Origin of the sequence: Corynebacterium sp. c8Ua_99, assembly GCF_039907185.1 — a bacterium.
Taxonomy (GTDB): domain Bacteria; phylum Actinomycetota; class Actinomycetes; order Mycobacteriales; family Mycobacteriaceae; genus Corynebacterium; species Corynebacterium jeikeium_D.
In genome coordinates, this window is sequence record NZ_JASBOG010000011.1 from 60103 (window position 1) to 73732 (window position 13630).

14 protein-coding genes are annotated in these 13630 nt (G+C 59.9%); 7 read left to right on the top strand and 7 right to left on the bottom strand.

The window, feature by feature from the left end:
- Positions 1 to 312 precede the first annotated feature (312 nt).
- The 4 genes from QKE19_RS07670 (at position 313) to QKE19_RS07685 (ending at position 4649) form a co-directional block, all read left to right on the top strand.
- Entirely contained in the window at positions 313 to 2424 is a 2112-nt protein-coding gene (locus QKE19_RS07670; RefSeq protein WP_347890728.1) for an alpha/beta hydrolase-fold protein, read from the top strand.
- A 37-nt stretch (positions 2425 to 2461) separates the two neighbouring features.
- A complete protein-coding gene (locus QKE19_RS07675; protein WP_016421642.1) occupies positions 2462 to 2950 on the top strand; it encodes a DUF732 domain-containing protein in 489 nt (162 codons plus the stop codon).
- A gap of 5 nt (positions 2951 to 2955) precedes the next feature.
- Complete coding sequence (locus QKE19_RS07680) at positions 2956 to 3879, top strand: cutinase family protein (RefSeq protein WP_101688133.1); 924 nt, start codon at positions 2956 to 2958, stop codon at positions 3877 to 3879.
- A 212-nt stretch (positions 3880 to 4091) separates the two neighbouring features.
- Positions 4092 to 4649, top strand: a complete 558-nt coding sequence (locus QKE19_RS07685) for a TM2 domain-containing protein (protein ID WP_016421640.1) — start codon at positions 4092 to 4094, stop codon at positions 4647 to 4649.
- Positions 4650 to 4667: 18 nt separating this feature from the next.
- Here the strand turns inward: QKE19_RS07685 and QKE19_RS07690 are convergent, their stop codons facing one another.
- The 7 genes from QKE19_RS07690 to trmB form a co-directional block, all read right to left on the bottom strand.
- A complete protein-coding gene (locus QKE19_RS07690; RefSeq protein WP_069359737.1) occupies positions 4668 to 6032 on the bottom strand; it encodes a PFL family protein in 1365 nt (454 codons plus the stop codon).
- Between the two features lie 14 nt (positions 6033 to 6046).
- Positions 6047 to 6316 (bottom strand): ACT domain-containing protein, encoded by a 270-nt coding sequence (locus tag QKE19_RS07695; protein ID WP_016421638.1) that lies wholly within the window; start codon positions 6314 to 6316, stop codon positions 6047 to 6049.
- 237 nt (positions 6317 to 6553) lie between these two features.
- Positions 6554 to 8080 carry a peptide MFS transporter gene (locus QKE19_RS07700; RefSeq protein WP_016421637.1) on the bottom strand — a complete coding sequence of 509 codons (1527 nt, stop codon included), beginning with the start codon at positions 8078 to 8080 and terminating at the stop codon, positions 6554 to 6556.
- 87 nt (positions 8081 to 8167) lie between these two features.
- Positions 8168 to 8539 (bottom strand): DUF3054 domain-containing protein, encoded by a 372-nt coding sequence (locus tag QKE19_RS07705; RefSeq protein ID WP_016421636.1) that lies wholly within the window; start codon positions 8537 to 8539, stop codon positions 8168 to 8170.
- Positions 8540 to 8601: 62 nt separating this feature from the next.
- Complete coding sequence (locus QKE19_RS07710; protein ID WP_016421635.1) at positions 8602 to 9645, bottom strand: YbhN family protein; 1044 nt, start codon at positions 9643 to 9645, stop codon at positions 8602 to 8604.
- A 59-nt stretch (positions 9646 to 9704) separates the two neighbouring features.
- Positions 9705 to 10388: an NYN domain-containing protein gene (locus tag QKE19_RS07715; protein WP_070437268.1), complete on the bottom strand. Its 684-nt coding sequence runs from the start codon at positions 10386 to 10388 to the stop codon at positions 9705 to 9707.
- Between the two features lie 4 nt (positions 10389 to 10392).
- Positions 10393 to 11241, bottom strand: a complete 849-nt coding sequence (trmB, locus tag QKE19_RS07720; protein ID WP_347890730.1) for a tRNA (guanosine(46)-N7)-methyltransferase TrmB — start codon at positions 11239 to 11241, stop codon at positions 10393 to 10395.
- A 324-nt stretch (positions 11242 to 11565) separates the two neighbouring features.
- Between trmB and QKE19_RS07725 the strand changes: the two genes are divergently transcribed.
- The 3 genes from QKE19_RS07725 to QKE19_RS07735 are packed head-to-tail and all read left to right on the top strand — an operon-like array spanning position 11566 to position 13578.
- A complete protein-coding gene (locus tag QKE19_RS07725; RefSeq protein WP_070605247.1) occupies positions 11566 to 12108 on the top strand; it encodes a hypothetical protein in 543 nt (180 codons plus the stop codon).
- Positions 12090 to 13118 (top strand): hypothetical protein, encoded by a 1029-nt coding sequence (locus QKE19_RS07730; protein ID WP_347890732.1) that lies wholly within the window; start codon positions 12090 to 12092, stop codon positions 13116 to 13118. Before QKE19_RS07725 ends, QKE19_RS07730 begins: the two co-directional genes overlap by 19 nt.
- Before the next feature lie 34 nt (positions 13119 to 13152).
- Positions 13153 to 13578: a DUF6802 family protein gene (locus QKE19_RS07735; RefSeq protein ID WP_347890734.1), complete on the top strand. Its 426-nt coding sequence runs from the start codon at positions 13153 to 13155 to the stop codon at positions 13576 to 13578.
- Positions 13579 to 13630: the final 52 nt, after the last annotated feature.

The following is a 13630-nucleotide window of genomic DNA, read 5'->3' on the forward strand; positions in this document are numbered from 1 at the left end:
CGTGTGTCTCCACGGTTTTTACCCGTAAGAGGGTAAACATGAGAGTCGAACCTTAAAGTAAAGGGTGAAGCTATTCAGGTAGCTATACCGTATGTTTCGCAGATCGTGTGTGAGATTCTTCTTGCAGCGGCACGCCGGAGGAGGGGAACCTTCGGATACGTTGCTGGTCACTACGTAATTCTGCGAAGCCGAACGGTAAACGCATAGCTCAAGCGCCGCGTGATGCTATCTGCAGGTGCCTAATCGGTGCCGGTGCAACACTCAACGTCTCAAATAATTTCAACCAGCGACTTTGTAAAGGGAAGCCCTCTTATGCGCGTAACCGCTAGATTCCTCCGTGGTGGACTCGGCAACAGCCGGAAGTCATCGCGGGCGTTGACCGCACTTTTGGCACTACCGTTGACTCTCGCTCTCGGTGCCCCTGCTGCAGTGGCGGCTCCCGAGCCAGCTCAGCCAGGTCTGCCTAGCTACGAGGTACTTCAGGCCGTTCAGGGGCAGTTGGCGCAATCTGGAGACCTGGGAGACCTTGCTAAGGCCGCTGAAGCAGCGCAAGCTGCTGGTGCGCAGCTACCTGGCCTGGGTATGCCGAAGCCGATGCCAGGGCCGGAGCGTACGCCATTTAAAGTCGATACTCCCGCAGTGGCGAACCTGCCCAGCGGAGTCAGCGTAGACAAGGTCGAGTGGTACACAGATCACCACGTCATTGCGCACATTCGCTCGGCTGCCATGCCGGAGAAGCCAATCCAGGTTGAGATTTTGCTGCCGCGCGATTGGTATCGCGACAAGGACCGCACATTCCCGAGCGTCTACCACCTTGACGGTATGGCATCGTTTGATGACTACTCCGGTTGGATTCGCGCTACTAATATCGAGCGCTTCTACGAGGACAAGAATGTCCTGGTGGTTATGCCTGCCGGCGGTACATCGTCCTTCTACTCTGACTGGGATCAGCCGGATAACGGTCAGAACTACAAGTGGGAGAGCTTCATCACTAAGGAGCTCGTGCCGGTTATCACCAACGGCTTCCGCGGCAACGATGAACGCGGCATTATCGGTATCTCCATGGGAGCTACCGGTGCTTACAACGTTGCAGCACACTCCCCGGAGCTGTGGAAGTTTGCCGGTAGCCTCTCTGGTTACCTGGATATGACTTCGCCGGGCATGCCGCAGGCAATCTCTCTGGCGATGAAGAACACCGGTGGCTATGACGCGACGAAGATGTGGGGCCCGCTCGGTTCGCAGCGTTGGAAGGACAATGATCCGAAGCTGAACATCGACAAGCTCAAGGGCATGTCGCTGTACATCTCGGCGGGTAACGGCAACACCGGTGAGTGGGACGTGCCGTCGCAGATCGATCCGACGAAGCCGGACAATCCGACCGGTTACGCATTGGAAGTGCTTTCCCGCATGACCAGTGAGACCTTCATCCGAAATGCTCGCGAAAAGGGCGTCGAGCCGGTTGTGAACTTCCGGAGCTCGGGTACTCACACCTGGCCGTACTGGCAATTCGAGGTCAGTCAGGCCTGGCCAACGCTGGCCGATGCACTGCAGTTGCCGGAGTCCGATCGTGGCGCTGTCTGCCGCGTAGGTGGCGAGATTGAAAAGGCCGTCGCATCGCTGCCGGGAATCGGCACCTGCCTGTCGGATGAGTATGGTGTCGCCAAGAATGGCGTGGCTCAGGACTTCACCGGCGGTACCGCCTACTGGCACCCGGATTCCGGGGCACATGTGGTCTGGGGACGCATCGGTTCGCGTTACAACGAGCTCGGTGGTCCGTCCTCGCCGCTCGGCTACCCAGTGACCAACGAACTGGCTACGCCGGATGGCTCGGGACGCTTCGTTCACTTCGAAAAGGGGTCGATTTACTGGACTCCGGAAGGCGGAGCCCACGAAGTCACCGGCGACATTATGAACGCCTGGGGCAAGGCCGGCTTCGAGACCGGTCCGCTGGGCTACCCAGTCGCCAACCACCGCGATATTCCGGGCGGTGTCGCCCAGGACTTCCAGGGTGGCACCATCGTCAAGATCGGCGGCGAAGAACCTCGCATCGTGCGTGGTGAAATCGGCCGTGTCTACAAGGAGCTCGGTGGCGCCGAGTCCGATTTGGGTCTGCCTGTCGACGGCGACGAGGTCAAGCTCGCTCGCGGCGCTTTCCAGCGCTTTGAGCACGGTGCCATTTACTGGACTCCGGAAACTGGCGCACAACCGGTGCGCTCCAACGACATCACTGACCACTGGGGCAGCACTGGCTACGAAAATGGCCCGTTCGGTTACCCGGTCGGCCCACTGCAGCCAGTCAAGGCCGGCGGTCTTGAGCAGCAGTTCGAGGGTGGCTGGATTCGCCAGCTCAACGGCAAGATTGTTGAAGAGCGCAATAAGCCAGAAGCGCCGGCCCCAGCCGCCGACAACGGTGATGACAAGTAAGCCAACCAAAGCAGGGCACTGAATAAGGGATAGACAAATGTCCATGAACAAGTCCTTCCGGACACTGGCTACAACCACAGCTGTTGCGCTGCTGACCTTCGGAGTGGCCGCCTGTGGCAGTTCCACAGTGGAATCTTCGGAGGTCACCTCGTCGACGACTACGAAGACCTCCACGACGTCGTCAAGCACGAAGACTTCTGCGCCGAAGTCGAGCGAAAAGTCTGCGCCGGAGATCACAGATCCCCAAGCTAAGCGCGTGGACGAAGCGCCCGATGGGCAGATGAAGCTCAGCGAGGCGGACGATTCATACCTCGGAGCGCTGGAAAAAGCGGGAATCGATGTTGATGGGGTGGAGGATCAGCTCATCGGCACAGGTCGCGCGGCATGCGCGGACGCACCGGAGGAGGAGCGTGAAGTCATCGCGCTGGCGATTGCCGGGCAGCTGGTCGCACAGGGGCGCTCACAGGAAAGCGCCGAGGAAGTGGCGAAGACTATTGCAAGCTCCGCTAAAAAGGCGTATTGCTAGCACTCATGCGTAAAGTGCTGACAATTCTGGCGGTCATTGTGCTGGTGGCCGCTATTGGCTTCGGCGTAGTGCAATGGCTTAACGACGACCAAGGCGGTCAAACCCCACCGACCCCCGGTGACGATGGCGGGGTTCTGGCCGAACAACCCGAGTGGTGCCCGGCGGTAGAAGTTATCGCTGTGCCCGGAACTGCGGAATCGCGTGCTGACGATGATCCGATGGCCCCGACCGCGAACCCGCATTCGCTGCTGCTTGGTCTGACGAACTCGATTTCGGAGTCCTACTCGGAGGGTGATGTCAAGGTCTGGACTACGCCGTACCCGGCACAGATCAAGACGCATCAGCTGCCCGACCAACTCACTTACGATGATTCGCAGGCAGTCGGGCGCGATGTCACCGCTAAGGAAATGGCTGACTTGCACGGGCAGTGTCCACTGACGGACTTCGTCCTGATGGGCTTCTCCCAGGGTGCCGCTATTGCAGGTGATTTGGCCTCTGACATCGGCAATGGCCGCGGTGTCGTTCCGGCCGAGCGCATTGCGGGCGTGGCTCTGTTGGGCGACCCGCGGCGTGACCCCAATCAGGGCGTGAACCAGGGCGTTCCGCTGGCTGGTGTGGGCGTCGAGCTGTCATTGCAGCCGCTTGGCGGCATTGTGCAGGCTGTGGTTCCGGGCGCGACGATGCGCGGTCCACGAGACGGCTTTGGTCCTCTTAATGACAAGGTCCAGAATGTCTGCGTGCCATCGGACTCCTTCTGTGATGTGCCTCCGGGAGTGGCCGATGCGATTGCACGAGCGCAGGAGATGATTACCGGCGCGGGTGCGCACGCGACCTACGCCACGAATGATGTGGCAATTCCGGGGACGACTCCGCTGGCCTGGACTGAGGGTTGGGCTCGCGAACTGATTGAGCAATCGCTGGCGCGGTAGAGGCAGCTCGAAATGTGCGAGACGCCCCCGACGGGGACTTGCTGTTAGAATCTTGCTCAAGAACTGGTGTTTAATATTCCAAAACAACAGTTTCGCTAAAATTTCGAAAGAAATTGACAAAGTTGCAGGAAGCAGTCTGACGGAACCGGTTATTATCGCCCAAGGAACTGCTGTTCATGACCGGGGAAATCTAGGCGAAAAGGTAGGGTGCAATGACGAATCCGACAAACCCATATGGAGATTTCGACGAAGACGGTATGCCGAGGTCCAAGGGGAAGTTCGCTAACAGCTCGGGTGCTTACAGCTCCGGTATGCCGTACTCGGATCCATACCCACCGCAGCAGCCGAACGTGGGGCAGGGCTATCAGGACCCGAGCCAGCACAATTTCCACAACGGGTACTCGAATCCGTATCAGAGTGGTTACCCAAACCAGCAGGCGCCGGCGTATTCCGCTGGCTTCGGCGGCCCGAACCCGCACCAGGGCTACGGGGTGGCAGGTTCCCCTGTCTCGGATAAGTCCAAGATTGCAGCGGCTCTGCTTGCTTTCTTCCTGGGCACCCTGGGTGTTCACAATTTCTACTTGGGGCACAACTCGCGTGGTGCTATTCAGCTAGCACTGACGGTATTCGGCTGGATTACCGCCATCTTCCTGGTTGGCTTCTTCCTCATTATCGGCGTCAGCATTTGGGCATTTATCGAGTTCATTTTGATTCTCGTCGGTAGCGGCTCCTACGCCTATGACGCAAATGGGCGCCGCCTGCAATCGTAGGAGCCTCGTCCGAAGCCGCTAGTTCCTGAACCCGTGCACAGGTGCGGGGATGTAGCCGCCGCGGGCAATGAACTCGGCATTGCCCTTGGCATTGACATCAATGACCGGCGCGTAGCCGAGCAGACCACCGAAGTTCACCTCATCGCCCGGCTTGGTACCCGGCACCGGAATGAGGCGGGCTGCGGTGGTCTTGTGGTTCATCACGCCGATGGCGGCCTCGTCGGCAATCATGCCGGAAATCGTGGTCGCAGGCGTGTCACCGGGAATCGCAATCATGTCGAAGCCCACCGAGCAAATAGAGGTCATCGCCTCCAGCTTGTCCATGCTGATCGACCCCGCGCGCACAGCATCAATCATGCCCTTGTCCTCAGAGACCGGAATGAACGACCCGGACAGTCCACCGACGCGTGAACACGCCATCAGGCCGCCTTTCTTGACGGCGTCGTTAAGCAGTGCCAGCGCGGCAGTGGTGCCGTGCGTGCCGACCTGCTCCAACCCCATGTGCTCGAGAATATGAGCGACGGAGTCGCCCATCTCGGCGGTCGGCGCGAGCGAGAGATCCACGATGCCAAAAGGCACGCCCAGGCGCTCCGACGCCATCGTGCCGACCAGCTGACCCGTACGTGTGATCTTGAACGCCGCCTTCTTGATCTCCTCGGCGACTTCGTTGAAGCTGGCGCCCTGTAGATCGCCGAGCGCGCGATCGACCACTCCCGGCCCCGAAACGCCGACAGACACGACGCAATCTGGCTCCCCGACACCGTGGAACGCGCCGGCCATGAAGGGGTTGTCGCCCACCGCATTGGCGAAAACCACCAGTTTTGCGCAGGCAATCGAGCTGCGGTCAGCGGTTTGCGCCGCGGCTTCCTTCACCACTTCGCCCATGCGTCGCACTGCATCCATGTTGATGCCCGCGCGTGACGACGCTACGTTGACCGAGCTGCACACCAATTCGGTCTCGCTAAGAGCGTGGGGAATGGAGTCGATGAGCCGCTTCTCGCTGGTCGTCGCGCCCTTTTCGACGAGCGCCGAGTAGCCGCCGAGGAAGTTCACCCCAGAATCGCGGGCGGCGCGGTCCAGCGCCTTGGCAACCACTGTGGGATCGCCTTCGCAACCGGCCGTGATGAGGGAAACTGGTGTGACGGAGATGCGCTTATTGACGATCGGAATGCCCAGCTCCGCCTCGATACCCTCGCAGACCTCCACGAGGCGAGCGGCCTGCCTGGTTACGCGGTCATACACCGCCTGTGCGGTGGCTTCCATTTCAGAGCGAGAGCACTCGAGCAGGGAAATGCCCATGGTGACCGTCCGGATATCCAGACGGTACTTCTCGATCATGTCAATAGTGTCGAGGAACTTAGATTGCGCGAAGTTGAAATCCATCCTGGTCGCGCCCTTTAAATCTCGTTGACGGCGTTGAATAGCGCCTCAGACTGGATTCGAATGACAAGCCCCTCCCGCTTGCCGACGGAATCCATGTAACCCTGCAGCGTGCTGATAGGGGTGGCCTTCTCGTTGAACTCCACCCGCAGGATCATGGTGAACCATTTATCCATGAGGGTCTGGGAAACATCGACGATGTTGACGTCCTGCTCCGCCAGAGCAGTGGTGACGGCGGCGATGATGCCGGTGTGATCCTCGCCGGTGACGGTAATGATGGCAAACATGGCCTCAATTTTAGCCGGTGGGGAGGCGGGGAAAACTTGTGGATGGCGGTTGTGCTGGTGGCAAGTTTGTGGCGAAGCATGTTCAGGGCCACCCAAAAAACACTTCACGACACCTATGTCACCTCGTGCCATCTGTGGAGGCGGCATGAGGTGACATAGGTGTCGTGAAGTGAGGAGGAGGGGAGGGGCGTTGGCGTGGGCTGTGCCAGAGCGGGGGTCAGCCTTACGGAGCCAGCCCTATCGGACGTCGACGAACTCCTTGACAATCCACTTGCGCAGGGCGAGCAGAATCAGGCCCAGGACAACCGAGGCGATACCCAGGGTGATGAAGAAGGTGTTCTCAGCAGCGGCATCCTCATAGTTGTAGAAGCCGGCCAGGGTGCCTGCCAGCGAAGTACCCATAGCGACTGCCATCAGCCAGACGGCCATCATGCGCGACGGGAATGCCGCCGGAGCGACCTTGGTAGCAAGGGCGTTGCCGACCGGGCTCAGCATGAGCTCACCCATGGTGAATAGGAAGAGAATCCAGATAATCGCATACAGCGGAGTGGAGTTCTCACCGCCACCGGAGAATGGGATGAAGAAGAACAGCGAGATACCGATGATGATGTTGGCGACACCGAACTTCACTGGGGTGGACCACTGGCGGTCACCAAGCTTGGACCAGGCGGCTGCAAAGACCATCGAGAAGGCGATGATGAAGATCGGGTTGATCGAGTTAATCCAGGCCGGGGACATTTCCCAACCGAAGATCTCGCGGTCGAGGCGGATGTCCGAGTAGATGGCCAGCACCGTGAACTGCTGCTGGAAGATACCGAAGAACAGCACGCCTGAGACGAACATCGGGATGAAGCCGACCAGGCGAGTCTTCTCCGATTTCGTCGTAAGTGGCGAGGAGTACATCTGCCACCACAGCACCACAGCGGCGATCAGTGCAATCACTGTGACCACAGTGGAAAGAGTCGTGACCGGAACAATTCCGGTGGAAACCAGCGTAACCGAGACAACAGTGATGACCACTGCGATGCCAATCCATACCGGGTACTGCTTCTTCGGCAGCGGGTTCGGAATCTCATGGCCAGCCTCGGCGATGGTGGACTTGCGCATCAGGATGTACTGAATCAGACCGGCAGCCATACCGATAGCGGCCAGGCCGAAGCCCCAGTGGAAGCCCTTCATTCCCCAGATCCAGCCGGTGAGCAGTGGGCCGAACAGGGCACCGATATTGACGCCCATGTAGAAGATGGAGAAGCCGGCGTCACGACGCGGGTCGTCCTTTGCGTAGAGCTGACCCAGCACGACCTGTGCGTTGGTCTTCACGCCGCCGGAGCCGATTGCGATGGAGACAAGGCCAATAGCCAGGCCAATCACGCCGGGGATGAATGCCAAGGAGATGTGGCCAAACATGACCAGGATGGCGGAGTAGAACAGTGTCCGCTCCGAGCCAAGGATACGGTCAGCAACCAGAGAGGCAACGAGTGCGGCCATGTAGACAAGACCGCCGTAAGCACCGACGATAGAGGTAGCAGCACCCTTGTCCAGGCCGAGACCGCCCTGAGTGGTCTCGTAGTACATGTAGAAAGCCAGGATGGCCTGCATGCCGTAGAAGCTGAAGCGCTCCCACATTTCGATGCCGAAGAGATTGGCGAGACCCCACGGTTGGCCCATGAAGGTGCGGTCTTCGCTGGACCCTGCGGGGTTATGAGTTCGTTGGGTCTCAGCAGTTGGTTGATTGCCGAGAGCCTCGTCTGAAGATTTGTCCATTCTTCAATTATCGAGGCGGAGTGCAAAAATTAAAAACCAGATTTAGTCAGTGAACTAAATCGAAGGGTTAGGAACGGGGCCAAGGGCTTAGTCCAGAGACTTACGAGCAACCGCATTCGACGCTGCTCGCCAACCCAGCAGCAGCAAGGCGCTCATGACTGAGGCAACCAGAATGAAGGACCAGTGCGGGACTGCCGAATTGCGGGTGGCCCACACAGCTAGGCCGACGACGACAGTGCCGAGCCACACAATTGCGCCTGAACTCACTGCACGCGGGTTCGGCTCGTTCTTAATCAGCGCGGTGCCCAGGAGGACACCGAATGCGAACGGCCACCAGGTATCGAGGATATTGATGAAGGTAAAAGGATCCTCGGGAGTGTTGTGAGCCAGACGTGCCAACACGGCGAAAATAAAGATGGCGAGGATGTCAATCAAGAACGTCGATACGCGTGTGTTCATGCTTCTTAGTCTAGCGACCCCTCAGATTGGTGGGTGACCAGCGACCAGCGGCGAGGAAGCCATTAGCGGTCAGCGACTGGCTGATGCTCGGGCTGATCCTTGTGGTCGAAGCCGAGGGCGTAGATAATCCAGCCCACAATTGCCACCAGGACGAAGGAAACGATGCGGTAGACCAGCACCGCTGCAAAGGCCTCGGCGCCGGTGGTGCCGCCTGCGATGAGAGCCGCGGTCAAAGCGGCCTCGACAGTGCCGATGCCGCCCGGTGTGGCCTGGATGAAACCTGCGAGCTTGCCGGTTACGAAAGCCAGCAGCACCTTCGTAGCGGAGATGTCATCGACACCAACGGCACGGATGGCGGCGTAGAGACAGACAATTTCCGCGACCCAGTTGATAAAGGACCAGGTGAAGGAAAGAGCCAAAGTTTGCACGGGCAACTTCACGCTGGTCAGCTGTTTGACGGACTCTTCAAGTCGGTCGACATCGGTGTCCGCGGGCTTCTTTCGAATCTTGTTAAAGACACGCAGACACCACGCGCCTGTCTTGTTGAGAAAAGCCGGGTTCTGCGAAATCCGCCACAGCAAAATGGTGGCTAGTAAAACCGCAATTGCCATAGCGATGAGCACTGCGGTCGTGCCACCCTGTCCGACGAAGAAGAGGCTGCCAAGCCCCAGAAATGCCAGACCTAAAAACGACAACGCGCCCGAAAAAAGCACGAACCAGCTGACAAGGACCGCGGATGCGCCCCACTGCATCATGCGCTTAATCTGCAGCGCCGTGGAGAATGCGGCACCACCGGGAACGGTGACCGCCCACGCGTTGGATGCGAGGGTTAGCGCATTGGTGCTACGGCGAGTGGCTGCTTTTACGCCTCCAGCTCGCAACAGCAGACGCATCACTTCCGCCATCGCGTAGAGCGAAAAAGCCACGGAAAAGATGGCGATGAACAGCCACTTAGCGTCGACATCCGCAAGGATTTGGAGCCCCTGGACGACGCTGTCCCAGTTTCTTACCGTCAGGACGATACCGGCAATCACGAGGGCCACGAGGATTATCGATCGTAGCCAGCTCGAATTGCCGGTTTTGAGGACTTTTTTAAGTCGTGACATAAATAAGAAGCCTGTTCGTCTCCCTGTTCGTCTCCCTAGACGTCGCCGCGGTGGTCTCCCTAGTCGTCGTTCTTGCCGTCGCGCTCCTTGAGCAACGACGTGAGCGGACGGAACGGCTGCAGCCACGCACCGTCATCAGGCAGGCGGTCGAGATCGATACGCGGTAGCGGCTCGCGGAAGACGCCCTTGATTTCCTCCAGGTCAACGAAGCGAATCGCATCGGAGGCCAGCGCCCAGGAAGCGTGCTCGTGAAAACCGATGACGGTTACCCGAATCCCCTCGGATGCGAGCTTTTCCAGCAGCTCCTGGAAATTCTGGCCATCGGCGGACGCAACGACGACACTGCGCAACACGCCCTCGTCGTAACGCCGCTGGATGTGCGCAATCATGTCCGGGTCAACGTCGGTGTCCTCTTCGATCTTCGGCTTTGCGAAGACCGCGAAACCGACATTGCGCAGAGCCTCGACCCAGGGGCGGACAATCTCCGCTGAGCCCGGGTTGACGTTGGTGAATACCGTGGCCTCGGGGAGGACATCGGAACCGATTTTGTGGGATACGCGCTCGGCTTCGTCGATAAGCCATTTGCCCACGGCGTCGAAGCGGGGGCGGTGCGCGGCGGTCGGGCGGGATCCCAAAATGGCGCCGAGCCCCATGTCCAAGTTCGGGGCATCCCACACGAGCAGTGCGGTGGGGTGCGTCTCGGTGGTGTTGTAGCTGGCAGAGGTGTTTTGGGTAGTGCTCATGTTCCTATGCCTCTTTCTTGCGCCAGATGAACTCGTGGATGTCGTGGTCGAGGTTCAGGCCGCGGGCTTCGAACTTGGTCGTCGGTCGGTCGAGAAGCATTGGGGATTCCGGCCAGGGCCAGGCGATGGGTTCGAGTGTCGGCTCGACCTCGCGGAGTTCCTCAATCCACTCTGCGTAGTCCGAATGGTCGGTGGCGGCGTGGAAAATGCCGCCAGGCTTCAGACGTGAAGAAATCAGGCGCAACGTACCGGACTGCACAATGCGGCGCTTGTGGTGGCGTGCCTTCGGCCACGGGTCCGGGAAGAACAGGCGCACGCCGGCCAGCGACTCCGGCTCGATCATGCGCTGCAAAACCTCGACGCCGTCGCCGCGGACCATGCGGATGTTCGACACCTCATTGCGCACGGTGGCGGAGAGTAGTTTCGCCAGGCCAGGGCGGTAAAGCTCAACGGCGATGATGTTGTGGTCCGGTTCCTGCGGAGCCATTGCCACGGTGGACGTGCCGGTGCCGCAGCCAATCTCGACGATGGTCGGACCCTTGCGGCCGAACCATTCCTCCACGTCAATGACTTCGTCGGAGAGGACCTTGCCGTACGTGTCCCAGTTGTCTTCCCAGATCTTTTCCTGGTTGGGAGTCAAAGTGCCACGGCGGAAGGACAGATTGCCGATGCGCGGGTAGTCAAGACCATCATCGAATTGGGTCTTTTCCGGACGACCTGCAGGCAATTCGCCCTTTTTCGGCTGGCGCTCATGCGGTTGTTCCGCCTGCGCGTCTGCGCGAGTTGGCAATGGTTCGGATTCCTGCGAAACCGCAGGCTGTTCGATATTTTCAGAAAAATCAGAAGTAGTCACGTTCCCTATTGTCCACGACATCGGCCAACTATCCAATCATTGCCCCTAGGATTTTTGTTGTTGTCCTGGCGGTTTCACGCCGGTTGACGATGCCGCGTCGTCCTGAATTGGCGGCACGGCGAGGCGAGTTGTTTTGTCGACTTGCCGAATCCGCGGTCCGCTGTAGGCTGAACGCGAAGCCGCGCTTATTCGTTGGTTGAAGCGGTGCTTGGGGTCTGCCTAGCGCAGCGTTTCAGGGCGCGGAATCTGGCCTACGGGTCGTATGGGGGTTACGCAGGTTTTAACTAAGCCACGCAGGGGATTTATGGGAGGGGACTAGGCCTAATGGACCTTATTTCCGCAACTGATGTCACGGAAACAACACAGCCGACAACGGGATCTACATCGTCGTCGTTGCGCGGTGCTGTGGTGGACTGGCTGTCATCACGGCAGGCCGCGCACTCGGACACCGCTAACACGAGCGGCGCGGAGGTGTGCGTCGCCAAGGCGCTTGAGCGCGAGAAACGGCCACCGATAATCTGCGCGCGATTGCGCAGGGGCGTGCGCGAAACCGCTGTGCGCGAGGCATTTTCGCAATGTCACGCGGAGCTGGCCGACAAGCTGTCCGCCCCTGTCGCGCTGGTCATCGAGCAACAACCGATTCGCCATTCGCTTGCCGACGAGTATTGCGACATCACCACAAACGAGACAGCTGAACACACCTTTTTGTTCAGTTCCGCGTTGCGGAAGATTGCTGAACGCTACGGTGCGGAAGGCGGATCACGCAATGATGACGGGCTACTCGCAGTGCAGTTGACTGAGATCGCGGCAGCCTTTCCCGCGGCTAGAGACAGCCTGGAGGAGTTGCTATGGCAACACCGGACGTAGTTGAGCCACGCCCGGTCTCGGCGGAGGGGTCTGAGCAGCCACCGCTCCTTGTCACCAAAGCCGGGGACGCGGCGGACCGCGCGGACTTCTCGCAGATTGTTGACACTGCGACGCCGCCACGTCGGCTGGAGTTTGTGGATAAACGCAGCGCCGTCGTGCTCTATGTTGCAGACAGCGAGGTGCAGCCCACGCGGGAGTGCGTCAGCACGGTTGCAGCAATTAGCCAGGCCACCGGTCGCGTTGCAGTTGGCCTGATTGGCAATGGTGAGTATGCCGAGGCCTGGCGCCAGGAAATCGACAGCACAATCCCGATGGGAGCGCTGGACGAGAGAATGGCCAGAACCCTGGTTCTGCTGGCAGAAGGCCCGCCCAGAAACTCGGGGGAAACACTGAGTGCGCGCCGGGCTCGAAATGTGCGAGCTCAGCTGACGCAGGAGCGATCGCGCGGAGCCGGGGCGGCGGCGCGATTGCAGCGGAAGATGCAGTTGGCGGCTGAGAGTGCAGTGCGGGATGCGCTCCAGGAAGTGGCTGACGGCCCCGCGGATGACCAAGTGGAACTTCAGGGCCGTGCCGAGGTCGCAGCGACGCGGCTGCAGCAGCGGTGTGGCGACGAATTGGGCCTTCATGTGGAAATCCCGGTGCCCGCTCCGGAAAGTCCGGCCCGCCCCAGTTATGCCATGGATGCGCTGGTGGCGGTAGCCTCGCTCGGCGTGGCGGTCGGCGCAGTGCGGATCGTCCACGGGGTGCTGATGTGGGTTGGGGTGCCGACGCTTGCGGCGCAGCTGGCCGCACTTGCAATAGGCCTCGGCGTTGCGGTGGTGGCGGTGGGCGCAACGATTCGTCGTAACGCACGCCAACGCACCGCGCAGTGGCGGGCAAATTACCTCGCCCATCTGCGGCGAAAATGGACACAGTCCGTGGAGATGACGGTGCGCGAAGCCCTTGGTGCGCGGGGTCCGGGATGGCGAATAGAACAGCTGGCGGAGTACACCGGAGCGCCTGCACGATAGCCGTGACAGCCAAGAGGAATAGGGGGATATCACGATGGATGAGTTTTCATTACTGCAGTACTTTTCCGACCAACCCGCGTCCGAGGGCGGGGTGGAGGTGCGTTCGCCCGCTACGCCGTGTGGTTTGGAGGCGGCGACGCCGATTGATGGGCAGTCTGCGGACGTTGGTGGCGCCGGGTTGGTCGTGGAGGTCGATGGGCAGCTCTACGACCTCGGCGACGACGAGGGGTCAATTACGCTTGCCGACGACTCCGGGTTGTCGATCTATTCGGATTTAGACGGTGACGGCACGGTGGATCACGTTACGACGGTCCGTTTTGACGGCACTTGGGAGTCTTGGAGCAGCGATGATGTGAGGGCTGCTGACGCGATAGGCGGAGCGGCAGCAAAAACGGTATCAGCAGCGGGGAAGTGGGATGCGTACTCATGGGAGCAGTCCGCGCGGGGCAGCTGGGACTGACGACTTTGGGAACCGCTGCGCGCGGGGGTACCCGTGTCTCGGTTGCTTACAA